Genomic DNA, 24,181 nt, shown 5'->3' with positions numbered 1-24,181 from the left:
CCTACGGCCTTCATAAAACTTCCCAAAAGAAACCGCCGATATCGCCGTTCTAAACCCTGATTGGCGGGTTCCAGGGGGATTATAGTTTCGATTGTACCGCGGCTATCGCCGCCGAAGAACAGGAAGAATCGTGATAAAAGCCGAGGATCAGTCCTCGGTCGTGAACTCGCGCTCGTAGCCGAACGGGTCGAAGGGGCGACCGTCACCGTCGTAGAACTTGTCGAAGAACTCGACGTACTCGAGACGGATCCCCTGCAGGCCGGCGCTGGTGATGCCCAGCATGAGCACGGCGAAGTGACCCACGACGAGGATGACGACGCCGATGAGCGCCATCGCGATGCCGCCGTGGAGCAGCCCGCCGAACATGATGTCGGCGACCTCGTAGTGGTGGTACTCGATGCCCGGCTGGCTCGGCATGCCGCCGGTCCCGAAGTGCCAGCCACCCTTGCTGTCCTCCCAGGCGCCGAAGAAGAGCAGGTTGACGACGAACGCCATCCCTGCCTTCGCCAGGAGCACGGCCGCGAGCCGGAAGTACGAGAGCACGTTGACGAGGACGTTCACGCTCTCGAGTGGACCGACCACCAGGCCGGGTGCGCCCATGTGCTGGAACTCGCCGTAGGTCATCACGACGAGGCCCAATGCGAACATCCCGAGCCCGACGAAGGCTGCCCACTCTGGCAGACCGGTGTAGCCGAGTTCGTATGCTGCGCCCTCACCGCCGAGCGTGTTGAACAGGAACGCCGGCTTGATACCCTCTGCGGCCTTGCTGAGGATGGCGAGCCAGAGGCCCAGCATCATCGTGAGCCACGAGAGGTCGTCGTAGATGACCTCCTCGATGCCGTGGCTGATGTGGTTGACCACGCCCGAGAAGTACCCGAGCGTCATGTGTGCCAGCCCCGCGAGCACGCTGACGAACAGCCAGGTCTGAGCGTACCGCGCGTAGGCGGGCTGGAGGCCCTTGTGCATCGGCGGGCTACCGTTGAACAGCACCTCGCCGACGACGTGCAGTCCGAATAACTCGCCGTACAGCACGCCGAACAGCATGGTGAACGCACCGGCCCACATGCCGATGCCACCGAGCGCGCGGATAGCGTCGCTGTCGAACCGGCTGTACAGGAAGAAGCCGGCACCGGCGTAGAGGAGACCGTAGCCGAGGTCCCCGATCATGAACCCGAAGAACGCCGGGAACGTCAGCATGATGAAGAAGGTCGGGTCGAGCTCGTCGTAGCTCGGGAGTCCGACCATCTTCGTCAGGAGCTCGAACGGCTCGGCTGGCTCCGAGTTCTCCATCATCGTCGGCGGCGAGTCGTTCATCGTGACGACGCCACCGTCGGTCGCGGCCGCCTTCCCGGAGCTCTCGTCCTCGTGAGCGACGTGCTCGGTGTCCGTCGCGTGACCGTCGCGGTACTTCGCACGCTCGATCTCGTCGACGTCGACGCGGTTCCCGACCGCGTCGGCGAGCTCGGCCTTCAGGTGGTCGACCTCCTCGGTCGGAATCCAGCCCTCGGCGACGAAGGCGCTCTCCGTCGTCGCGAACTGGAGCGGCGCCTCCGACTTCTGGACGTCGATGGTGAGGCGCTCCTCGGCGGCCAGCAGGAAGCCGGCGGCGTCGAGGCGCAGGTCGTCGATCTCGTCCTCGATGGTCGAGAGCTTCGACTCGAGCTGCTGCTTGCGGTGGCGGAGCTCCTCGATGTACTCCGCGGCGTCGCCCGCTGCGTCGGGGACGTCCGTGCGCGTGAAGCTCGCCTGCACGAGCAGGTCGTCGAGGATGCTCTCGCGTGCGTTCGACTCGGGGTACGCGAAGACGGCGACGAGCTCGTCACCGGTCTCGACGTCGAACGCGCGGATCGCCTTCGAGTCGTCGAGGGCGGCCCGCACGGCGGCCGGGTCGCCCTGACCGACGGCGACGTGCAGCGTGTCGTAGCCCGAGAGCAGGTCCAGCGGCACGCCGAGCGTCGTGAACGGCTCGACAGCGTCGATCTCCTCTTCGACCTCGCGGAGTTCGGCCTCGACGTCGTTCCGGCGGTCGTCGAGCTCGTTGGCCTCGGTGCGGATATCCTCGAGCTCCTCCTCGAGCGCCTCGTCGGTGACGATGCGGCTCGGTCCCGCATCGTCCTCGTCGACGTCGAGGATGCTCTCGAGCGAGCGGACCGTCACGAGCTTCTCGGACGCGTCGTCGGCGTCCGAACGGGGCGCCCCGTTGTCGAACCCCTCCCAGGAGCCGTCGTAGTCGCTCAGGTGGACCCGGTTGAGGTCGTGTACCGTCTCGATGACCGGGTCCATGACCGCCTTGGACCCCGTCACCGAGACCTTGCTCATCTTCTCAGGTCTGAGCATGTACCTCCTCCTGGAAGGTCTCGAGGACGTACGCGACCACATCGTCGACGCGACCGTCGGCGCGGGCGCGAAGCTCCTCGCGCTCGGTCTCGCCCTCCTCGAGGATCTGCTCGCGTTCGGCCTCGATTTCCTCTCTGGCCTCTTCGAGCCGTTGTTCTTCGAGCTCTCGTGCCTCCTCCTCCGCCTCCTGGCGGATCTCGTCGGCGCGCTTTCGAGCCTCGGCGATACGTTCGTCGCGGTCGGCCTCCGCCTCGGCGACGATCTCGTCGGCCGCCGTCTCGGCCTCCTTTATTTGTTCGAGAACCTCTGGCCTCGGCATAGATTGAACAGTCGAGAGTTTACACAGCGCCTATAAGGTAGTTGCGAAAGGTGTCGGACCCCTCGACGGCCGATTCGCGTCGTCACGACAGAACTTTGTGCCGACGTTCCCAAGCCCCGGCCAATGGGTATCCTCGAAAACAAAGCGCGGGCGCGCCTGTTCTACAAGTATCTCTCGCAGGTGTACGACAAGATCAACCCGTTCATCTGGAACGAGGAGATGCGGACCGAGGCCATCGGGATGCTCGACATCCAGGAGGGCGACCGTATCCTCGACGTCGGCTGTGGCACCGGCTTCGCGACGGAGGGGCTGCTCGCCCACGAGAACGTCGAGGAGGTCTGGGGGCTCGACCAGTCGCCACACCAGCTCGAGAAGGCGTTCGCCAAGTTCGGGCGCACCGGCCCCGTCCACTTCCACCTGGGCGACGCCGAGCGACTCCCGTTCGCGACGGACAGCTTCGACGTCATCTGGTCGTCGGGCTCCATCGAGTACTGGCCGAACCCGGTCCGGGCGCTCCGGGAGTTCCGGCGTGTCGTCAAGCCCGGCGGGCAGATCCTCGTCGTCGGTCCGAACTACCCGAAGACGACCATCATGCAGAAGGTCGCCGACGCGATCATGCTGTTCTACGACGAGGAGGAGGCGGACAGGATGTTCACCCAGGCGGGCCTCGAGGACGTCCGGCATCGACTGATGGGACCGAGCTACGACCCCGACGTCGCCATCACGACCGTCGCGCGCGTGCCCGGCGACCAGGAGCCCGACGCCGGTAGCCCGACGGACGAGACCGAGCCCGGGGTGGTCGGCGACCGAGACGGCGGTGCCGAGAGCGTCGACCCCGACGACGAGGTCACGCCCGACGTGGCCGGCGACCGAGACGGCGGTGCCGAGAACGTCGACCCCGACGACGAGGTCACGCCCGACGTGGCCGGCGACCGAGACGGCGGGGCCGAGAGCGTCGAACCCGACGAGACCACCGACTGAGAGGACCGATACCCGGGACGCTCGACCGGTGCGTGCCGTGTTCCTTCTACCGGAATCGCCCGTACGTGGGCGACGACCTGTCCGCCGACGACGACCGTGACGGCGACGACGGCTCCGCGGGAGACGGTCGGCTCGTTCGTCCCCGCGACGGTGAAGCTCGCCGTCTCGCCCGCGGTCCAGCGCTGGTCGGCCGCCACGTTGAAGGGCCCGGTCGGCCCGGAGACGAACCCGCGCGCGGAGAAGAACGGTACCGGTGGCTGGTGGCGCAGTTCCTCGCCGTCGACCGTGACGACGAGCCGCAGCTCGTCCACGTCGACGGCCCCGCCGCCGCGGTGTGTGATCGTGATCCGCCCCGTCGTGGGGTCCGCCGTCGCGTCGAACGTCGCCCGTGGTGGTGCCGTCTGCTCGGACGCGAGGTCGAGCGTGCCGACGGCGACGACGCTCGACGCCACGATCGTGAGTGCGAGCAGGAGGACGATTCCGACGACCGGACTGACGGCACGGGCGGCGAGCACGCCCGGTCTGGGTGCGGCATCCGATAAGAAGGGCAGGCCGGACGGGAGCGCCTCAGGCCGAGGCGGTGGTGTTGGTCGTCGTCCCCTCCCGTTCGACGTCCAGCGAGATCGTCCCGTCGGGCGTCTGGACGGTGACCGTGTACCCCGGGGACGGCTGGAGTATCCAGAGACTCCCGCCGGAGCCGGTCTGCCCGACGCGCTCGCCGTCGACCAGCACGGACGCGGAGACGGTGTTGCCGGTGAGGGCGTTCGTGGTGACGACCTTCGCCGGGCCGCCGTTCGGCGTCAGCTGGACGGCCACCGTTGTCCCGTTCTCCGTCACGGTCTCCGTGCCGCCGCGCGGGAGGTCGCTCAGCCGGAGCGACTGGTACTCGCGGTAGACACCCTCGGTGCGGCCGTCGTTGTAGAGCCGGATGTCGCCCTGGTCGTGGGAGTTGACGTAGACGTTCGTGCCGTCCGTCGTCTCGTCGAGGTCTGCGTCGAACGTCGTGGCGTACGGGTATCGGGTGGTGAGCAGGTCGAGGAACTCGTTCAGGCTGAACGTGTTCGGCCCGTCCTGATGGTTGTCGAACCGGACAGCCTCCCGGTAGTAGTCACGGCTGAAGCGGGACTCCGACAGGGCCTGCAACACGAGGCCCTCCTCGGATCCGCGCACGTGGACTCGGAACGAGGTGGCCGCGGAGCCCGTCACTGTGTCACCGACCTGTTCCCGGATCGGTGTCTGGAGTTCGGCCGCCCGACGTCGGAGGTCGTCCGCGTTGAAGTCGGCACCGTCTTCCTCGAGGCGTGTCGCAGCCGACTCGATGTTCTCCGCACTCGAGTGGATCACGGCGAGACGGTGAAGCAGCTCCCGTTCGGAGATCTCGCCGTCTCCGTACTCCCGGAGGACCGCCCACTCCCGGTCCCGGAGCTCCGTGATGGCCTGGTTGAGCCGCGCGACCTCCGCGTCGGCGATGGCTTGCCGTCGTTCCGCGGAGCCGACCTGTTCGACGCGGACCGAGAGGTACTCGAAGCGGAGCCCCTGGTCGAGCCGCTGGCCGGCCACGGCGGCGGTGCTCGCGAGGTCCATCCCGGGGGTCGAGTAGTTCGTGCGGTCGGCCGACGCGAGCTCGAGTCGTCGTGTGGTATTGTTCGCCTGGATCGTGACGACCGTGCCGGTCTGCTCGGCGGTCGTCACGGGTGCGTCCCCGCCGTCGTCGGGCGCGAGCGGGGAGGCGGCGTCGCCGACGCCGGCCACCGACGCGAAGGGCGCGATGGCGAGGAGGGTGAGGAGGAGGGCGAGCGTGAGACGCGTCATCGCCGGCACGTACACGGTGGGGATACAAAAAGTGGTCGACCTGGATGCTTAGGGGACACTCAGACGGCGACGAGACGTGAGAACGCATGAGACGTTTCATAACGCCGTCTGACGTTTTATCAGGATGGAAAGCGTTTTTTCCTATGAGCCTCCACGTGCAGTCGTATGCGGTCACTCTCCGCGTTCGCTGTCGCCCTCCTCGTGCTCTCGCTCGTCGTCGCCCCGGTGGTCGGCGCGCCGAGCGGCGGTGCCGTCCCGGTCGTCGAACAGAGCGACCGGTCCACCACGCAGACGACGGAGTCCCTCCCGTTCGAGAAGGCGGACCCCCACACCGTCTTCGAGGTGAACGTGACGGCATCCGGTGACGCCCGCTGGTCCATAACCTATCTCTACCTGCTGAACTCCTCGAACGAGACGGAGGCCTTCCAGCGGTTCGGGGATGACGTCTCGTCGGGCACCGCCGACATCGGGTTCTCACCGCAGGTGTTCCAGCGGTTCGCCGAGCAGGCACAGGGGTGGACCGACCGTGAGATGACCATCGAAGGTGCCGGCTGGGAGGACGTTCGGATCCAGGAGCGCGCCTCACCAGCGGAGACGACGACATCGCCGACGACGACCGCCAACGGGACCGAGAACGGGACGACGACCTACGTCGGGGAGCTCACCTACTCGTTCGTCTGGACGAACTTCGCGACGGTGCAGGGCAACACCATCGTCGTCGGTGACGCGTTCGGGACGGCGAACGAGACGTGGTTCAACCGGCTGTACGACGGCCAGCGGTTCGTCCTGAACAGCCCGACGAACTACGGCATCCGCGACTCCCCCGACGACAAGGGCCCGGACGACGGGACGCTGGTGTGGGACGGTCCGGTGCGGTTCGAACCGGGATACCTCGAGGCGACGTACTTCGAGCTCGCACCCACGAACACCAACACGCCGGACGGTCCGAACCCGGAGGACGAAGGGCTGTCCCCGTTCCTGGTCGCTGGGCTCGTCGGTCTGCTCGTCGTCGCCGCGGCCGGTGGCGCGTACATGTTCGCGAAACAGCAGTCACAGGAGCCGGGCGAAACCGGTCCGAGCCCGGCGCCGAACGGCGGCCACGGGCCGACGAGCGACGGCGGCGCTACCGGTTCCGTCCCCACCGAGGAGGCAGCCGGAGCGACTGCAGGCGCGGCGGGCGCGGCGGCCGACGACGAGCCAGACGAGACCGAGGAAGCCGACGAGACCGACGAGATCGACGAGGAGCTGCTCTCTGACGAGGAGCGGGTGCTCCGACTGCTCGACGACAACGGCGGGCGGATGAAGCAGGCGAACATCGTCAAGGAGACCGGCTGGTCGAACGCGAAGGTGTCACAGCTGCTGTCCGGGATGGCCGATGACGAGGAGATACGGAAGCTCCGCATCGGTCGCGAGAACCTCATCACGCTCCCCGGCGAGAGCATCGGCGAGTTCGACGACGAGCCCTGAGCGCGCGGCCGCAGAAACGGTTCTCAGCGGACAGGCGGTTTCGTAACCATTTACGTAGGGGGCAGCGTTAGCTCCTGACGATGAAAGTTCTCGTGACCGTCAAGGAGGTGGCCGCCGTCGAGGACGAGTTCCAGATCGCGGGCACGTCCATCGACGAGACGTACCTCGAATACGACCTCAACGAGTGGGACGACTACGCCGTCGAGGAGGCCGTCCAGCTCCAGGAGGCCGGCATCGCCGACGAAGTCGTCGCCGTGACCATCGGCCCGGAGCGGGCCGAGGAGACCATCCGGATGGCACTCGCGAAGGGTGCGGACCGTGCAGTCCGCGTCTGGGACGACGCGCTCGAGGGAGCGGACCTGCTCGACGTCGGTGCGAAGACCGCCATCCTCGAACAGGTCGTCGAGGAGGAGGACCCCGACCTCGTCCTCTCCGGCGTCCAGGCCGACGACGACGGCTTCGGCGCGACCGGCGTCTCGCTGGCCGACGCGCTCGGCTTCGAGTGGGCAGCGGTCGTGAACGCGCTCGACCAGGACTCCGTCGAGTCCGGCACGGCGTCGGTCCGGCGCGAGCTGGAGGGCGGCGTCGAGGAACTCACCGACGTCGAGCTCCCGGCGGTCCTGACCATCCAGACCGGTATCAACGAGCCGCGCTACGCCAGCCTGCGTGGCATCCGGCAGGCACAGCGCAAGGAGATCGCACCGAAGACGCTCGGCGACCTCGGCCTCGACGCCGCGGCCGTCGAGAACGACCTGACACTCACCGACATGTACGAACCCGAGACGGAGAGCGACGCGACGTACTTCGAGGGCGGCCCCGAGGAGGAGGCGGGACAGCTCGCTGACCTGCTCCGCGAGAAGGGGGTGGGTGCACAATGACCGACGTCCTGGCCATCGCCGACCACCGGCGCGGCGAGCTCCGCGACGTCTCGTTCGAGCTCGTCACCGCGGGCCGCGAGCTGGCGAACGAGACCGGCGGTGACCTCCACGTCGCCGTCATCTCCGGCGACACGGAGCGCTTCGGCGAGCAGCTCAAGCTCGACGGCGTCGACACGGTCCACACCGTCGAGAACGGCGAGGAGTTCAACCACGACGTGTACACGCAGGTCGTCACGCAGCTGTTCGACGCAGTGGCGCCGCAGTTCCTGCTCATGCCGAACTCGGTCAACGGGCTGGACTACGCGCCCGCCGTCGCGAACCGGCTGGACCTCGCGTACGTCAGCGACGCGGTCGGCCTCGCCGCCGACGGGACGACCCTGACGGCGACCCGCGAGATGTACAGCGGGAAGGTCGAGACGACGACCGAGGTCGAGGCGGACCAGGTCGCCGTCTCCATCCGCGGTGCCGAGTGGCCGATGACCGAGGAGACCGGCGACGCGGCCGTGGAGGCGTTCGAAGCCGACGTCGACGAGTCCGCGGTCAGATCGACCGTCACCGGCTTCGAGGAGGTCGGCGGCGGCGACGTCGACATCAGCGAGGCGGACGTGCTCGTCTCCGTCGGCCGTGGTATCGAGGAGGAGGAGAACCTCGACCTCGTGCGCGACCTCGCGGACGCACTCGACGCGACGCTGTCGTCCTCGCGCCCCATCGTCGACGCCGGCTGGCTGCCGAAGAACCGGCAGGTCGGACAGTCCGGGAAGGTCGTCACGCCCGACGTGTACATCGCCATCGGCATCTCGGGGGCGGTCCAGCACGTCGCCGGCATGAAGGGCAGCGACACCATCGTCGCCATCAACACCGACCCGAACGCGCCCATCTACGACATCGCGGACTACGGCATCGTCGACGACCTGTTCGACGTCGTGCCCGCGCTCATCGAGGAGTTCCAGTAGCGTCGACGTCGGACCCACGACCGCCGTTCTTTCGCCAGAGTCCCGAGCCGGACCGGCATGGTCGCAGCTCGACCCGGAGCCTGTTTTCTACGAGAAGCGCCGATAATGTTTCTGCAGAACAACATTTTTCAGCGGGCGAATGAACAAACGTTAAACGGATACTTGTCGCACAACGTATCACGAAATGGGCTGGAACACTCGGCGGCGGTTCGTCGCGACCGCCGGTGCCGTGGGAAGCGGTCTGCTGGCAGGTTGTACAGGCACGTTCGGTTCGGGTGGCGGCGGCGGCGACGCCGCGGACGGGACCGACTCGCGGGCAACGACGGCGGCGGCCACGAGCGACGCGACGGCGGTGGGTGTCGTCTACTCGCTCGGTGGGCTCGGCGACAAGTCGTTCAACGACATGGCGAACCGCGGGGTCCAGGAGGCACGGCTGGACTACGACATCACGTACACGAACCGGCTCCCGCAGGGGGGCGACGAGTTCGGACCGCTCCAGCGCGGGCTGGCGAACGCCGACGACCCCGACTACGAGCTCGTCTGTTGTGTCGGCTTCTCGCAGGCCGACCCGCTCGGGACGACCGCGGGCGAGCACCCCGACCAGCGGTTCATGATCGTCGACTCGGTGGTCGAGGCCGACAACGTCGCGAGCTACGTGTTCCGCGAGCAGGAGGGCTCGTTCCAGGTCGGCCACCTCGCCGGGCTGCTCACGAGCCGCGAGCTCTCGGCGGGTGCCGGCGAGACGGACCCGACAGCGAAGACGGTCGGCTTCGTCGGCGGCGTCGACGTCCCGATCCTCAACAGGTTCGAGGCCGGGTTCGCCGCCGGAGCGAGACACGCCGACGGCGACGTCGAGGTGCTCCGGGAGTACGTCGGGTCGTTCGACGACGCGGCGGCCGGGCGGACGGTGGCGGCGGAGATGTACGAACGGGGCGCCGACATCGTCTACCACGCGGCCGGCGGGAGCGGCATCGGCGTGTTCGAGGCCGCACAGGAGGCGGGTCGGTTCGCCATCGGCGTGGACTCGGACCAGTCGCTGAGCGACCCCCGCTTCGCGAACGTCATCCTCGCGAGCATGGTCAAACGCGTCGACAGCGCGGTGTACACGGCGGTGGAGTCGGTCATCACGGGCAGCTACGACGGCAGCGCTGTCGTCTCGCTCGGGCTCGAACGCCAGGGGCTGGAGGTCGTCTACGGCGACCAGATCGGCGACGCGATCCCCGACGCGGTGCGTGACGCGCTCGCGGTGTCGCGCCAGGCCATCGTCGACGGGGACATCACCGTGCCGACGGAGCCCTCCGACGACGGCGAGGAGGTGGTCGCCCGATGAGCGAGCGGTCCGACGACGGCACCTCGGGGGTCGCACGCCTCGTGCCCGGGTTCGTCCGGCGGCGCTACGCGGTGAAGTTCGCGGTGTCGATGCTCGTCGTGCTCCTGATCATCGGTGGGGTCGGCCTGTTCGGCTACGCACAGGCCGCCGGCACCGTCGAGGACAGCACGGCGGACCAGCTCGAGGAGACGAGCCAGCTCCGCGGTGACTCGCTCGGCAACTGGGTCGAGAGCATGAAGATACAGACGCGAACCGTCTCCGCGGGGACGCAGCTCCGGCAGGACGCCGGCGCCCGCGCGTACCTCCGTGCGGAACAGACCAGACTCTCGGACGACATCCTCTCGATGCACTACGTGAACGCCACGTCCGGCACCGTCGCGGCGAGCACGGTCACGCCGCTGGAGGGTCGCAGCCTCGACGAGTTCGAGGCGCCGTGGACCGCTGCCGCGGTCGCGAGCGGCTCGGCCGGCGAGAGCGACCGGGTGTGGGTGTCGAACACCTCCTACCAGTCGCCGGTGCACGACAGCGAGCCGGTCGTCGCCTTCGCCAGCTCGGTGCCGGCCCACGAGGACCGGTACGTCGTCGTCGTGAGCCGCATCCAGACGCATCTGGAGACCATCTCGAGCGGCGACGGCGACGCGACGACGCGCATCATCAACGACGGCGGCGACGCCGTCCTGCAGCCGGACGAGCGCGTCGACCAGACCGTCCACGGCGACGCGCTCGCGACGGTCCGGACCGGCGACGACGAGTCCGTGTTCCAGTCCAGCGCGGGGCAGGTCCACGCCTACGCGCCGGTGCCCGGGACGGACTGGGTCGCCATCACGACGATGGAGCAGTCGAACGCGTACGCGGTCCGGGACACCGTCGCGACGTACGTCGGCGGCATCGTCGTCGCGAGCCTGCTCTCGCTCACGCTGGTCGGCGCGGTGCTCGCGCGCCAGACGGTGACGCCGCTGGCGGAGCTCCGGGACAAGGCCGGGGCGATGGAGGACGGCGACCTCTCCGTCGACTTCTCGACGGGGCGGACCGACGAGATCGGCCGGCTGTACGGTGCGTTCGGGAGCATGCGCGACGCGCTCCGGGAGCGCATCCACGAGGCGACCGAGGCCCGCGAGGAGGCCGAACTGGCCCGCGCGGAGGCCGAGGAGCTGAACACGCACCTCGAGCGCAAGGCGGACCGCTACAGCGCGGTGATGCGGGCCGCCGGAAGCGGCGACCTCACGGTCCGGATGGACCCCGAGTCGCAGTCGGCGGCGATGACCGACATCGCCGAGGAGTTCAACGAGATGGTGGCCGAGCTGGAGGCGACGACCGACCGCGTCAAGTCGTTCGCGGGCGACGTGGCGGCCGCCTCCGAGCAGGTCACCGCCTCCAGCGAGGAGGTCAGGTCGGCGTCCGAACAGGTCACCGAATCGGTCCAGGAGATCTCGGACGGCGCCGAGCGCCAGAACGAGTCGCTCCAGTCCGTCGACGACGAGATGGACCAGCTGGCGACGACGACCGAGGAGATCGCGGCCTCCTCGAACGAGGTCGCCGACCTCGCCGAACGCACCGCCCGCACCGGCCGCGAGGGGCGCGACGCCGCACAGGAGGCGATCGAGGGCATGGACGCCGTCGAGTCCGAGGCCGAGGACGCCGTCGACGCCATCGCGGCGCTGGAGGCGGAGATGGGCCAGATCGACGAGCTCATCGAGTTCATCACCGACCTCGCCAACGAGACGAACATGCTCGCGCTGAACGCGAACATCGAGGCGTCGCGTGGCGGCGGCGGGGACGACGGCGACAGCCAGGGCTTCGCGGTCGTCGCCCAGCAGGTCAAGGAGCTCGCACAGGATACGAAGGACGCGGCCGAGGACATCGAGGCCCGGCTCGAACGCATCAAGCGCCAGACCGACGCGACCGCCGAGGAGGTCGAGGGGACCGCCGCCCGCATCGCCGAGCAGGCCAGCTCGGTCGCGGCGGCCGCCGACGCGCTGGACGAGATCGCCGAGTACGCCCAGGAGACCAACGACGGCATCCAGGAGATCTCGGCGGCGTCGGAGGAGCAGGCTGCCTCCACGGAGGAGGTCGTGGCGATGGTCGACGACGCGGCGACCATCTCCGAGGAGACCACGAGCGAGGCCGAGAACGTCGCCGCGGCCGCCGAGGAGCAGACCACCGCGCTCACCGAGGTCTCCGACAGCGCGAGCGACCTCTCGGACCAGGCGACGCAGCTGAGCGAGGTGCTGGAGCGGTTCGAGACCGACCCCGACGAGGACGCCGATGCGGAGCTCGTCGCCGGGCCAGCGAGCTCGGGTGACTCGGCCTTCGAGTTCGGTAACTGAGACCGCTCTCGGCCCGCCACCGCGGGCCGGCGTGTTCCGTCACCTACTTTTCGTGGCGTTCCTAACGCTCTCGCGATGGAGTTCCTGAAGCGTCGGCGCGAGCTGGTCGACGACCGGCTCGTCGAGGTGTTGGACGCCGTCGAGCCGCCGGAGCTCGCCGACGAGCTGCGACACGTCTCGCTCTCGGGGGGCAAGCGGGTGCGGCCGACGGTGACGGTGCTGGCCTGCGAGACCGCGGGCGGGCGTCCGGAGGACGCCGTCGACTTCGGGGTCGGTATCGAGCTGGTCCACAACGCGTCGCTCGTCGTCGACGACATCATCGACCAGTCCGAGGTGCGCCGCGGCACGACCGCGGCGTGGGCCGAGTACGGCTACGGCCCGGCCATCATCGCCTCCGACGGGCTGCTCGGCGAGGCGTTCGCGCTCTTCTCGTCGGACCCCCAGGCGATGCAGATCGTCTCCGAGGCGATGGTCGAGCTCGGCGAGGGGGAGGCGACGGAGCTCGCCGCCCAGCCGACGAACGAGCGGGAGTACATGGAGCTTGCCCGCCGGAAGACGGGCGCGCTGTTCCGGGCCGCCGCCGAACTCGGTGCGGTCGCGGCCGACGCGGACGCCTACACGGTCGAGGCGCTGGGCGAGTACGCCGAACGCGTCGGCGTCGCCTTCCAGATCCGCGACGACGTGCTGGACGCGACCGCCGATGCCGACGACCTCGGCAAGCCCACCGGGCAGGACGCCGAGATGGACCGACCCTCGGTGGTGCAGGTGACCGACCTCACGCCGGAGGCCGCGAACGACCGCGCGAAGGCCGAGGCGAACGCCGCGCTCGACGCGCTCTCGACGGTCGAGTCGGGCAACACCGAGGCCCGGGAGTACCTGGAGGACCTCGCGCGGTTCGTCGTGGTTCGGGAGCGGTAGCCCGTCTCCCCGCCCTCGTTCTACCCTGCCTCGACGCGCTCCGAGAAGTGCGTCTCCGCGATGGCGAAGGCGAGCGTGCTCGCCAGCGCCAGCAGCGTCCCGCCGGTGAGCACCGCCGCCATCCCCGTCAGCACCATGAACTGGAGGAAGTACGCGGCGACGGCGTGCAGCACTGCGCCCATGGCGACGACGTAGAACGGTGCGTTGAGGTAGCGCCACTCCAGCGAGCCGGCGATGTACTCGTCGGTGATCTGGCCGAGGCTGGTCGTGACACCGGCCGCGGCGAACCAGCGCACGGCCCCGAACGTGAGCGCGGCGAGCACCTCCGTCGCGGTGAGCGAGGTCGGGCTCGCGGCCTGGACCGCCTCCAGCTGTTCGACGCCGGAGACGCCGCCGACGACGAGCAGGGCCGCGGCGACGACGTAGGAGATGAGCGTCATCCGGCCCGCGTACAGCCCGCGGCGGGCGCGGTCGACGGCCTCGTCGAGGCGCTCGCCGAGGCCGAGCCCGCGCGAGATGAGGTAGAGGCCGAGCAGCGCCGAGGAGAGCCCGAGCATCGAGCCGGGGAGGTTCAACAGGTCGCCCAGCAGCGCGAGCGGGTAGATGAGCACGAGGATGCCGATGGGGACGAGGATGGTCCCGCGGGTCTCGGGGTCGTTCAGCACCTGCTTGATGGTGTAGTACATCGACTCGAGGTCCTGGGCCTGCCGGACGACAACCCGGCGCACGCCGTCGACCTTCACCCGCGAGCGGATGACCGGGATGACGGACTCGTCCTGCGCGCCGTCGGTGACGATGAGCGCGGTGACCTCCTCGCTGGTCGACAGTCCGGCGAGCACCTCGTCGACCTCCTCGCCGACCTGCCGGTTCGCGCTCACGTCGCCGCGCTCGTTGCCCGCGACCGCCGCCACCTCGACGGATTCGGCGGCCAGCTCGTCGGCGAGGTGGACCCCCTGGAACAGGACGTTGACGTCGCTGTCCTCGGGGTCGACCGTGGCGAGCTTCACCGCCGCCTCCTCGACGGCGTCACGGCCGACGACCGGCGTGCGCACGTCGGTCTTGCGGCCGACGTCGTCGTCGAGGTCGACGCACAGCACGAGCAGCATTCACGTCTCCGTTGGCCGGTACCGGTCAAGTGCTTTTGGTTCCGTGTCAGTCTGCGTCGATGTCTTCGGGGCTCGTGTCACGGTCCGGCCCCGCCCAGCCCGGGTGCGTTTTGGGAGACCATTGAAATGGGTCGGCATCGTACGCACGACGAAGCATGCAAGCGACGGTCGGGTCGGCGTTCGACACCATCCCGGAGGGGACGAACGTGCTGGTCGCGGGGCCGCCACTGACGGGCAAGCGCGAACTGCTGTACGAGCTGCTCGGCGGGGGCACGACCGACGGGACGGTCTTCGTCTCGACGCGCAAGCGAGCGTCGGTGATCGAACGCGAGTTCAGACGGCATACGCCGGAGCCCGCGCTACGGGTGGTCGACTGCGTGAGCCGGCAGCTGGGCGCCCGGCGCGAGGACCAGCACCACCGGTTCGTCTCGGACGCCGGCGACCTGACCGGCATCGGGATCCGCGCCTCGGAGTTCATGCGCCAGCTGCAGGCGTCCTGTGACACGGTCGCCCTCGGGATGCACACGCTCTCGACGACGCTGATGTACGCGGACCTCCGGCGCGTGTACCAGTTCCTGCACGTACTGACGGGACGGGTCGGGGGCGCGGAGTTCCGCGGCGGCTTCGTCCTCGACGACGTGGGCGACGCACGGTCGTACTCGGTGCTCAGACAGCCGTTCGACGCACTGATCGAGGTGCGCGACGAGGACGATGGGCGGGAGGCCCGTGTCCGCGGGCTCGACATCGGCCCGCGGACGTGGACGCCCGTGTAGTCGGCCGGCGGTTGACCCCCTACAGCTCGCCGTTCTCGAGGCTGTCGAGGGTCCTCTCGACGGCCTCGCTCTCGGACCGCTCTGCGACGACGACGACCCCGGACCACTCCTCGTCGGGGTAGGAGGCGACGACGACCGAGTCGTAGAACCGCAGGGTCGCGTCGAGCTCGCCGAAGTCGAACAGCGAGTCGTCGCTCGGCGGGTCGCCGAGGCCCTTCAGCATCAGTGTCTGGACCCGATTCTCCAGCTCCTCGTCGGTGAACTGTGCGGCGACGTCGTCGCGGACGTGCACGAGGTCGTACGACTCGCCCTCGAACCGGAAGGCGAGTCGCACGTCGTCACCGAGGTCGAACTCGGCGAGGAGCGCCCGGAGATCGGCGTCCTCGACACCGTCGAAGTCGTCGGCGGTCATGGCCGTCGGTTCGGACGGTCGACACATAAATGATGTGCGCGCCCCAATCGCGACGTCCGTCGGGCGCCGCATCGACAGCCAGCCCTGCGGGAACCTGAACCCCTTTACCGGCCGGTGTCGAACGGGGACCCAATGACCCTGGTCGCGTTCGACTTCGACGGGACGCTCTCTGACTCGGAGATGACGGTGCTGCTCGGCCGCCGCTACGGCGTGGCGGACCAGATGCGGGACATCACGGAGCGGGCGATGAACGACGAGATCGGCTACGCCGAGAGCCTCCGCCAGCGCGCGGCCCTGCTCGACGGACTCCCGAACGAGGACGCACAGGCCGCCTTCGACGAGGTTCGCCTGCGACCCGGCGCGGCCGACCTCATCCGTGCACTGAACGAGGCGGGCGTGACGACAGCCATCTTCACGGGCGGATTCCAGCGCGGCGTCGAGGCCGCGCTCGAACGCGAGGGCGTCACCGTCGACGCCATCGTCTCGAACCGCCTCCCCGTCGCCGACGGGGAACTGACGGGCGACGTCGAGGGGCCGCTCATCGAGGGGACGAAGGACGACGCGCTCGAATCCCACGCGGCCGAACTGGACATCGACATGGCGGACACGGTCGCGGTCGGCGACGGCGCGAACGACCTGCCGATGCTGGAGGTCGCCGGGCTCGCGGTCGGGTTCGCCCCGAAGCCCGCCGTGGCTCCCTCGTGCGACGAGTCCGTGACGACGATGGCCGAACTGCGCAAGCTGTTGGAAGCGCGCGGCGTGCTCTGAGTCGGCAGAACTCGGAGCACGAACCGGAAAAAATCGACGCTGTTTAAATGAAACTCATTCGACAATTCTGCCGCTGAAACTGACGTTAGGTAGTTCGTACGAATGTAACACCAGGATCCTATCAAATTGAGTTAGTGTCGAAAGAGCAGTACTGAATACAGGGCATTATTGAAACGTTCGACGGTTTGTTTTAATTGGGCCTTTGGACTGTAAAAGCAACCAATAGGGGCCACCATTAATAATATTTTCCACTAGTTAAATTTGGTCATCTGACATAAATCTGATTACCAATGGTCAGGAACATGCGGTATGGTCAAACTTTGGCGAAGAACATTCATCACCTCCTCAGTTGTTATTGGCTTAGCCGGATGCTCACGTGTGAATAAGTCAGATATTTCTATTCTACTCACAAACTGGCACGATGAGGCTCATAGGGTTAAAATCACTATTACAGAGGGCAGTTCAACACTATATGATGAAGAGCATGAAATAGACCCAGACAGTCAAATCACAATCGAGCCTGGAATCTCTGCTAGAAATACTGAGATTGCTGCTATACTTGACGACAATTCGGTTGAAGCCAGCTATTCACAGTCTCAAATCGAATGCGACGAATTCGTGTACTCTATTAGAGTCGGTAATGAAGGCAGATTGCATATGTCTGAACAGAACTCTTGTAATTAAATAATATGGAAATATGGCCTCGCCATCTTCACTTTTTAAATATATTCGTTACACATAGTCCACCTGTACTGACCGCAACCAGGTCAGGACGTAGCACCTGATGAGGATTTCAACAGAGCGGGAAAAACGGAGTCCTCTCAGTTCGTCGCCTGCGCGATGGCCTGGTCGAGGTCCGCGACGATATCCTCGATAGCCTCGGTGCCGACGGAGAGCCGGACCATGTCGGGCGTGACGCCCGCCGCGAGCTGTTCCTCCTCGGTGAGCTGCTGGTGCGTGGTGCTCGCCGGGTGGATGACGAGCGTCTTCGCGTCGCCGACGTTCGCGAGCAGGCTGGCGAGCTCGGTCGACTCGACGGTCGCCTGCGCGGCGTCGTAGCCCTGGGCCAGCCCGAACGTGATCATGCCGCCGAAGCCGCCCTCGAGGTACTCGCTGGCCTCCCCGTGGGTCTCGTGGTCCTCCAGCCCGGGGTAGTTCACCCACGACACCTCGGGGTGGTCGGCGAGGTGCTCGGCGACGACCTGTGCGTTCTCGCAGTGGCGCTCCATCCGCATCGGCAGCGACTCGATGCCCTGCAGGGTCTGCCACGCGTCGAACGGCGACTGCTGGTTGCCGAGGTCGCGAAGCCCCCGGGCGATGGCGGCGTAGGTGAACGCGGCCTCCCCGAAGCGCTCGGAGAAGTTGACGCCGTGGTACGCCGGGTTCTCCTGGGCGATCTCCGGGTAGTCGTCGGCGTACTCGTCCCACGGGAACGAGCCGCCATCGACGAGGACCCCGCCGACGGTCGTGCCCGAGCCGTGGAGCCACTTCGTCGTCGACTCCCAGACCAGGTCCGCGCCGTGGTCGAGCGGCCGGCAGAGGTACGGCGTCGCGAACGTGTTGTCGACGAACAGCGGGACGCCGTGGTCGTGTGCGATGTCGGAGATGCGCTCGATGTCCGGCGTCACCAGCGCCGGGTTCCCGATGGTCTCGAAGTGGACGTACGCTGTGTCGTCGTCGATGGCCTCCGCGTAGGCGTCGTAGTCGAGCGTGTCCACGAACCGCGCCTCGACGCCGTTCCGCGGCGCCGTGTGCGTGAAGTACGTGTACGTCCCGCCGTACAGCGACGAGGCGGTGACGATGTTGTCCCCCGCGTCGGCCAGCAGGAACGTGGCGAGATTGAGGGCACCCATGCCGGAGGCGGTGGCGACCGCGCCCACCCCGCCCTCGAGTGCCGCGAGGCGCTCCTGCAGCGTCGAGACGGTCGGGTTCATCAGGCGCGAGTAGATGTGGCCCGGCTTCTCCAGCGCGAACTGGGCTGCCGCGTCGTCGGCGTCCTCGAACACGTACGACGTCGTCTGGTAGAGCGGCGGTGCGCGGGCGCCGGTCGCCGGGTCCGGCTCCTGTCCCGCGTGGAGTGAATGGGTGGCGAACTGTCGCTCGTTGGATTCGTCCTCTGTCATGGGCGGTCGTACGGACGGCGGGGGTAGTAACGCGGTGGTAGCGGCCGGATTTGACGCTATGAGTGACGCTAGAAATCGTTGTTGTCGTCTCGGGTTGAGCTGGATTCGTCGTGGTGACTGCGACCGGCCGGTACGTTCGGTCAATCGTGGGACTCGCTTGCACCACGAACAGCCAGAAAGCCCCTGCTCGCTCGACTCCCGCGACTTGCTGCGCTCCTCGTGCCTGCGGTGCTTGCTGCGTCGGGGTTCGTCGAGCGACCAGCCCCTTTCAGTCCCACCCGCCCGCGACCGCACCGCACCTCACGCCTCCCCAGCCTCCTGCGCTTCTCAGTCGCTAGCGCTCCCTGCGATGCTCGTCCCTCGCGCGAGCGTGCACTCGCCCGCCTCGCTGCGCTCGGGGACGAGTGCGGCCGCGCGCCACCCGGCTGTGAAGATATGGGTTCTCAGTCCCCGAACAGACTCGTGTGCACCGGCGCGAACTCGTCGCCGTCGTCGGTGGATTCGACGGTGTCGGTGACGGCCTGGCCGGCGACGCCGTCGGCGAGGAAGTCCGACAGGGGTGGGCCGACGCGCTCGGGTTCGACGAGGAAGGCGTCGTGGCCGTGGTCGGAGTCGACGACGTGGTGGGCGACGGGGACGTCGGCCTCCCGGGCGGCCGCGGCGAGTCCCTCGGACTGCCCGACGGTGAAGTGCCAGTCGCCGGTGAACGAGAGGCAGAGGAGTTCGCCGTCGAACGCGCCGAGGGCGGCGGCGTCGGACTCGTATCCGGCGGCGGCGTCGTACTCGTCCATCGCGCGGACGAGGTAGAGGTATGCGTTGGCGTCGAACCGCTCGACGAACCGCTCGGCGTTGTAGTCGAGGTACGACTCCACGTCCCGGTACGGGAAGAACGAGCCGGCGGGGTCGGGCGACTCTCGGGAGTGGCCGCGACCGGCGGAGCGACGGCCGAACTTGCCGTCCATCGAGTCCTTCGAGAGGTACATGATGTGGCCGATACGGCGTGCCTGTGCGAGCCCGTCGTCGGGGTCCGGTCGGTCGTCGCCGTAGTAGTCGCCCCCGTTCCAGTTCGGGTCGGTGGTGATGGCGCGGCGCGCGACCGTGTCGAGCCCCAGGCACTGCGCGTCCAGCCGGGGGGCGGCGGCGACGACGGCGACGTGGTCCACGTCGTCGGGGTACCGCACCGCCCAGTCGAGCGCGTTCATGCCGCCGACGCTGCCGCCGACGACAGCCCGGAGCCGGCCGACGCCGAGGTGGTCGAGGAGCCGGCGTTGCGCACGGGTCCAGTCCGCGACGGTGACCGGCGGGAAGTCGGTGCCCCACGGCTCGCCGTCGGGGCCCTCGGTCGGCGGGCCGGAGGAGCCGTAGCAGGAGCCGGGGACGTTCGCGCAGACGACGAACTGCTCGGTGGTGTCGATAGCCTTGCCCGGTCCGACGACGTCGCCCCACCAGGCGCGGGCCTGGCCGGCGGTGTCGGTCCCGTCGCCCGCGTCGCCCGCGTCGTCGCCGCCATCGCCGCGCTCGGGTCGCCGGGCGACGTGCTGGCTGCCGGTGAGAGCGTGACAGACCAGCACCGCGTTGCCGGCGTGTCGGTCGCCCTCCGCGGGCTCGTACTCGCCGTAGGTCTCGTAGGCGATCTCGAGGTCCGCGACGGACTCGCCGCACTCGAAGGTGAACTCGCCGAGCTCGGCGACGCCGCGCTCGTTCATCGCGACCCCTCCGTTTCGTCGCCGGCGGGGACCGTGCCGTCGGTCCCGGAGTCGGTCGCCGCCGCGATGGCCCCCTCCACGTCGGCGAGCAGGTCCGCCGGGTCCTCGATGCCGACCGAGAAGCGGAGGAGGTCCGGGGTGACGCCGGCGTCGCGCTGCTCGGCCTCGGTGAGCTGTGCGTGGGTCGTGCTCGCCGGGTGGATGACCAGCGATCGCGCGTCGCCGACGTTCGCGAGGAACGACGTGACCTCGACGTTCTCGCAGAAGCGCTTCCCACCGGCGTAGCCGTTCTCCAGCCCGAAGGTGAGCATCCCGCCGTAGTCCCGGAGGTAGCGGCTCGCGTGCTCGTGGGTCGGGTGCGATTCGAGGCCGGGGTAGGAGACCCACGCCACGTCGTCGTGGTCGTCGAGGAACTGGGCGAGGATGGTGGCGTTCTCGCAGTGGCGGTCCAGCCGCAGCGGCAGCGTCTCGATGCCCTGGAGGGTCTGCCACGCGTCGAACGGCGACTGCTGGTTGCCGAGCGCGCGCAACGACCGGTACTGCACGGCCTTCGCCAGCGGCGCGTCGAACCGCTCGGAGAAGTCGACGCCGTCGTAGCCCGGGCTCTCGCCGGCGAGCTCGTCGTAGCCGCCTGCTTCCCAGTCGAAGTCGCCCCCGTCGACGACGACGCCGCCGACGGTCGTGCCGGAGCCGTGGAGCCACTTCGTCGTGGACTCCCAGACCACGTCGGCCCCGTGTTCGAGGGGGCGACAGAGGTGCGGGGTGGCGAACGTGTTGTCGACGACGAGGGGGACGTCGTGGGCGTGGGCCAGGTCGGCGACGCGCTCGAAGTCCGGCGTCACCAGCGAGGGGTTGCCGACCGTCTCGACGTGGACGTACGCGGTGTCCTCGTCGATGGCGTCGGCGTAGGCGTCGTGGTCGAGCGTCTCGACGAACGTCGTCTCGATGCCACGCCGGGGCGCGATGTTCGAGAGGTAGGAGGTCGTGCCGCCGTAGGTGTCCGTCGAGCAGACGACGGTGTCCCCCGCCTCGGCGAGGACGAGCGTCAGGGCGTCGAGCGCGGCCATCCCGCTGGTGGTGGCGGTCGCGCCGGGGGCGTCGTGGAGCGACGCGAGCCGCTCCGCCAGGCGGTCGACCGTCGGATTGGAGATGCGCGAGTAGACGTGGTCGTCGCGGTCGAGCGCGTAGCGGGCGGCGGCGTCGTCGGCGTCAGGGAAGGTGTAGGAGGTAGTCTGGTAGATCGGGGGCGCGCGGGCCCCTGTCGCCGGGTCCGGCTCCCCGCCCGCGTGGAGCGCGCGGGTGTCGAAGCTGGCGTCGTCGGTCATGTACGTGGTGCATATTCCTGCAATACCGTATAACTCTCAGTTACGGCAATATTGGATGGAACCACCGGTGCGTCCACGTTCCTCACGTCGGGACGCGCGACGTCGACGGCTCACGGGAGGCGACCCTCGTCGACGAAGGCACGGGAAGAGAGAGTCCAGTGATGGACTGCAGATGGTGGTGGATTCAGCAGGCAGCCCGGGTCGGTCGGGAAGCCGACCCGGATGGGTGCAGGGGCCGAGCCAATCCGGTCCAACGAACATACAGATAGGCGCGGGTGCCTCGGCCCACTCCGTGGCTTCGCCGTCGGAACAGAAAGAGGGGACCGCCGATTCCGAGCGACTGAGAATCGGCGCTCTCTCTTCAAACGGGGGGCGCGTGACCGCCGGTCTCAGTACAGGTTGACGTTGACGTTCTTGACCTGCGTGTACTCCTGGATCGCCTCCTCGCCCTGCTCGCGGCCGTAGCCGGACTCCTTGTAGCCGCCGAACGGCGTCTGCGGGAAGGTGACCGGGTACTCGTTGATGGAGACCATGCCGTACTCCAGGCGCTCGGCGACGCGGTGGCCGCGCTTGATGTCGTTCGTCCAGATGCCCGACATCAGCCCGTACGGCGAGTCGTTGGCGACCTCGATGGCCTCCGCCTCGTCGCTCACCTCGATGACCGACAGCACCGGCCCGAAGATCTCCTCGCGGGCGACGGTCATGTCGTTGGTCACGTCGGTCAGCACCGTCGGCTCGACGAAGTGGCCGACGTCCTTGTCGTCGGGGACGCCACCGCCGGCGGCGACGGTCGCGCCCTCCTCGACGCCCTGCTCGATGTACGAGAGGACCTCGTCCTGCTGGCTGGCCGAGACCTGCGGGCCCATCCGGCCGTCGTCGTCGATGCCGGAGCCGAGCGGCATCGCCTCGGCCATCTCGCAGACCATGTCGACCAGCTCGTCGTGGACGTCCTCGTGGACGACCAGGCGCGAGCCGGCCCAGCACATCTGGCCGCAGTTCATGAAGATGCCGTTGCGGACGCCCTTCGACGTGGCGTCGAGGTCGGCGTCGGGGAAGACGAGGTGCGGGCCCTTGCCGCCGAGCTCGAGCGTGACGCCGGTGACGTGCTCGCTCGCCGTCTCCATGACGTGCTTGCCGATCTCCGTCGAGCCGGTGAACGCGACGTGCTCGACGCCCTCGTGGCTGGCCAGCGCGTCACCCGCCGTGCTCCCGCGGCCGGGCAGGACGTTGAACACGCCGTCGGGCAGGCCGGCCTCCTCGGCGGCCTTCGCGTAGTAGAGCGCCGACAGCGGCGTCTCGCTCGACGGCTTCAGGATGGCCGTGTTGCCGGCGGCCAGCGCGGGCGCGAGCGAACGACCCGCCAGCTGGAACGGGTAGTTCCACGGGCTGATGTGGGCGGTGACGCCGAGCGGCTCGCGCCGGGTGTAGTTCAGGCGCGGGCCGTCCACGGGGATGGTCTCGCCCTGGATCTTGTCGGTCCAGCCGGCGTAGTACCGGAACGTGTCGACGACCATGCCGATGTCGATGGACGCCTCGAACGGCGTCTTGCCGTTGTCGTGGGACTCGACGAGGCCGATCTCCTCGTCCATCGCCTCGATGGCGTCGGCCATCGCGTGGAGGTGCTGGCCGCGCTCGCCCGGACCCATGCGGCTCCACTCGCTGTCGTGTGCAGCGGCAGCCTCGGCCGCCTCGACCGCGCGGTCGACGTCCTCGGGACCCGCCGCCGCTACCTCGGCGTAGAGCTCCTCCGTCGCCGGGTCGTACGTTTCGAGCGTCTCGCCGGACGCCGCGTCCGTCCAGTCACCGTCGATGTACAGCTGTGTCGGGCCGTCGTATGCCATAGACGATGCTTCGGCGTCGGGCGGATTAGTAGTACCGGAGCCGAAGCGGCAAGGCCAGCCGGGAAGGGCGCGTCAGCGCCGTCGCGGGGTGGGAGCGGATTAAATAGCTCGACGCGCTCTGTCGGGTATGGCAATCGTCGCAGAGATCCTCCTCGCCGACCCCGCACTCCCCCTCGTCGGGCTCGCCAACGCGATTCCGAGCGGGGAGATCTCGGTCTCGAACACGGTCCAGCTCGCCGACGGTCGGCTCCTCGTCACGGTCACCATCGACGCCGATTCCCGCGACGCGTTCGACAGGGAGCTCGACGCCCAGCCCGAGATCGTCGACGCGGCCGAGATCGGCCGGACCGCCGACGGCCACTTCTACCAGCTGACCATCGAGGACGACTCGGGCCTTGCCGCGTCCCACGACCACTCGGAGTTCGAGGGCGTGCTGCTGGACGCGACGGTCACGCGCGACGGGCTGCGAGAGCAGAAGGTGTTCTCCGACTTCGACGCGTTCCAGACGCTCCGCGACCGGTGTGCCGTCCACGACATCCCGTTCGAGCTGCTGACCATCGCCGCCGACCCCGAACACCCCGGCGAACGCGACCGATTCGGCCTCACCGAACGACAGCATCGGGCGCTCTCGGTCGCGTACTCCCGGGGGTACTACGACTCGCCCCGGCAGCTCTCGACGCAGGAGCTCGCCGACGAGCTCGACATCACCGCTGCGTCGGCGTCGGACCTCCTCAGACGGGCGGAAGAGCAGCTCATCAGTCAGACGCTCGGCCCGGAGCAGTATTTGAACGAGCTTACCAGCTAG

At 68.3% G+C, this 24,181-nt stretch carries 19 protein-coding genes and 1 pseudogene; 10 read left to right on the top strand and 10 right to left on the bottom strand.

All coding sequences use genetic code 11. The features are described from left to right. Nucleotides 1-147 precede the first annotated feature (147 nt). Nucleotides 148-2,337 (bottom strand): V-type ATP synthase subunit I, encoded by a 2,190-nt coding sequence (locus ACSG06_RS01775; protein ID WP_440988544.1) that lies wholly within the window; start codon nucleotides 2,335-2,337, stop codon nucleotides 148-150. After that, nucleotides 2,324-2,656 (bottom strand): ATP synthase archaeal subunit H, encoded by a 333-nt coding sequence (gene ahaH, locus ACSG06_RS01770; RefSeq protein ID WP_440988543.1) that lies wholly within the window; start codon nucleotides 2,654-2,656, stop codon nucleotides 2,324-2,326. Before ahaH ends, ACSG06_RS01775 begins: the two co-directional genes overlap by 14 nt. Before the next feature lie 123 nt (nucleotides 2,657-2,779). Here ahaH and ACSG06_RS01765 point away from each other — a divergent pair. Further along, nucleotides 2,780-3,400 (top strand): annotated as a pseudogene (locus tag ACSG06_RS01765) (methyltransferase domain-containing protein); the annotation flags it as partial. On the opposite strand, the gene ACSG06_RS01760 reads toward ACSG06_RS01765, so the two are convergent. Both ACSG06_RS01760 and ACSG06_RS01755 read right to left on the bottom strand, forming a co-directional pair. After that, nucleotides 3,358-4,152, bottom strand: a complete 795-nt coding sequence (locus ACSG06_RS01760) for a type IV pilin domain-containing protein (protein WP_440988542.1) — start codon at nucleotides 4,150-4,152, stop codon at nucleotides 3,358-3,360. The pseudogene ACSG06_RS01765 and the gene ACSG06_RS01760 sit on opposite strands and share 43 nt — an antisense overlap. A gap of 52 nt (nucleotides 4,153-4,204) precedes the next feature. Then, nucleotides 4,205-5,449 (bottom strand): DUF7096 domain-containing protein, encoded by a 1,245-nt coding sequence (locus tag ACSG06_RS01755; protein ID WP_440988541.1) that lies wholly within the window; start codon nucleotides 5,447-5,449, stop codon nucleotides 4,205-4,207. A 165-nt stretch (nucleotides 5,450-5,614) separates the two neighbouring features. Here ACSG06_RS01755 and ACSG06_RS01750 point away from each other — a divergent pair, with 165 nt between their 5' ends. The 6 genes from ACSG06_RS01750 to ACSG06_RS01725 all read left to right on the top strand — a co-directional run bounded on the left by ACSG06_RS01750 (nucleotide 5,615) and on the right by ACSG06_RS01725 (nucleotide 13,322). Further along, nucleotides 5,615-6,916, top strand: coding sequence for a helix-turn-helix transcriptional regulator (locus ACSG06_RS01750; RefSeq protein WP_440988540.1), 1,302 nt, complete (start codon nucleotides 5,615-5,617; stop codon nucleotides 6,914-6,916). An 80-nt stretch (nucleotides 6,917-6,996) separates the two neighbouring features. Next, complete coding sequence (locus ACSG06_RS01745) at nucleotides 6,997-7,794, top strand: electron transfer flavoprotein subunit beta/FixA family protein (protein WP_440988539.1); 798 nt, start codon at nucleotides 6,997-6,999, stop codon at nucleotides 7,792-7,794. Then, entirely contained in the window at nucleotides 7,791-8,747 is a 957-nt protein-coding gene (locus ACSG06_RS01740) for an electron transfer flavoprotein subunit alpha/FixB family protein (RefSeq protein ID WP_440988538.1), read from the top strand. Before ACSG06_RS01745 ends, ACSG06_RS01740 begins: the two co-directional genes overlap by 4 nt. Nucleotides 8,748-8,931: 184 nt before the next feature. After that, nucleotides 8,932-10,077: a BMP family lipoprotein gene (locus ACSG06_RS01735; protein ID WP_440988537.1), complete on the top strand. Its 1,146-nt coding sequence runs from the start codon at nucleotides 8,932-8,934 to the stop codon at nucleotides 10,075-10,077. Beyond that, the gene (locus tag ACSG06_RS01730; RefSeq protein ID WP_440988536.1) at nucleotides 10,074-12,404 is read left to right on the top strand and encodes a methyl-accepting chemotaxis protein; all 2,331 of its coding nucleotides are present in this window, start codon (nucleotides 10,074-10,076) and stop codon (nucleotides 12,402-12,404) included. Before ACSG06_RS01735 ends, ACSG06_RS01730 begins: the two co-directional genes overlap by 4 nt. A gap of 75 nt (nucleotides 12,405-12,479) precedes the next feature. Next, the gene (locus ACSG06_RS01725; RefSeq protein WP_440988535.1) at nucleotides 12,480-13,322 is read left to right on the top strand and encodes a polyprenyl synthetase family protein; all 843 of its coding nucleotides are present in this window, start codon (nucleotides 12,480-12,482) and stop codon (nucleotides 13,320-13,322) included. Nucleotides 13,323-13,342: 20 nt separating this feature from the next. Here the strand turns inward: ACSG06_RS01725 and ACSG06_RS01720 are convergent, their stop codons facing one another. Then, nucleotides 13,343-14,428 (bottom strand): DUF373 family protein, encoded by a 1,086-nt coding sequence (locus tag ACSG06_RS01720; RefSeq protein ID WP_440988534.1) that lies wholly within the window; start codon nucleotides 14,426-14,428, stop codon nucleotides 13,343-13,345. Between the two features lie 155 nt (nucleotides 14,429-14,583). On the opposite strand from ACSG06_RS01720, the gene ACSG06_RS01715 reads away from it, so the two are divergent. Beyond that, complete coding sequence (locus ACSG06_RS01715; RefSeq protein ID WP_440988533.1) at nucleotides 14,584-15,201, top strand: DUF7504 family protein; 618 nt, start codon at nucleotides 14,584-14,586, stop codon at nucleotides 15,199-15,201. 19 nt (nucleotides 15,202-15,220) lie between these two features. Here ACSG06_RS01715 and ACSG06_RS01710 read toward each other — a convergent pair whose 3' ends face one another. Beyond that, entirely contained in the window at nucleotides 15,221-15,613 is a 393-nt protein-coding gene (locus tag ACSG06_RS01710; RefSeq protein WP_440988532.1) for a DUF7522 family protein, read from the bottom strand. Between the two features lie 132 nt (nucleotides 15,614-15,745). Here ACSG06_RS01710 and serB point away from each other — a divergent pair, with 132 nt between their 5' ends. Further along, entirely contained in the window at nucleotides 15,746-16,381 is a 636-nt protein-coding gene (serB, locus tag ACSG06_RS01705) for a phosphoserine phosphatase SerB (RefSeq protein WP_440988531.1), read from the top strand. Nucleotides 16,382-17,202: 821 nt separating this feature from the next. Here the strand turns inward: serB and ACSG06_RS01700 are convergent. The 4 genes from ACSG06_RS01700 to ACSG06_RS01685 all read right to left on the bottom strand — a co-directional run bounded on the left by ACSG06_RS01700 (nucleotide 17,203) and on the right by ACSG06_RS01685 (nucleotide 23,376). Further along, a complete protein-coding gene (locus ACSG06_RS01700; protein ID WP_440988530.1) occupies nucleotides 17,203-18,504 on the bottom strand; it encodes an O-acetylhomoserine aminocarboxypropyltransferase/cysteine synthase family protein in 1,302 nt (433 codons plus the stop codon). 443 nt (nucleotides 18,505-18,947) lie between these two features. Further along, on the bottom strand, nucleotides 18,948-20,210 hold the full coding sequence (metX, locus tag ACSG06_RS01695; protein ID WP_440988529.1) for a homoserine O-acetyltransferase MetX: 1,263 nt from the start codon (nucleotides 20,208-20,210) through the stop codon (nucleotides 18,948-18,950). Next, a complete protein-coding gene (locus ACSG06_RS01690) occupies nucleotides 20,207-21,535 on the bottom strand; it encodes an O-acetylhomoserine aminocarboxypropyltransferase/cysteine synthase family protein (protein WP_440988528.1) in 1,329 nt (442 codons plus the stop codon). Before ACSG06_RS01690 ends, metX begins: the two co-directional genes overlap by 4 nt. Nucleotides 21,536-21,924: 389 nt before the next feature. Beyond that, a complete protein-coding gene (locus ACSG06_RS01685) occupies nucleotides 21,925-23,376 on the bottom strand; it encodes an aldehyde dehydrogenase family protein (protein WP_440988527.1) in 1,452 nt (483 codons plus the stop codon). Between the two features lie 127 nt (nucleotides 23,377-23,503). On the opposite strand from ACSG06_RS01685, the gene ACSG06_RS01680 reads away from it, so the two are divergent. Next, entirely contained in the window at nucleotides 23,504-24,181 is a 678-nt protein-coding gene (locus ACSG06_RS01680) for a helix-turn-helix domain-containing protein (RefSeq protein ID WP_440988526.1), read from the top strand.

The organism is Haloarchaeobius baliensis, from assembly GCF_052060055.1.
Classification (GTDB): Archaea; Halobacteriota; Halobacteria; order Halobacteriales; family Natrialbaceae; genus Haloarchaeobius; species Haloarchaeobius baliensis.
Note: the sequence above shows the minus strand (reverse complement) of the source record. Positions and strands in the feature narration are given on the sequence as shown.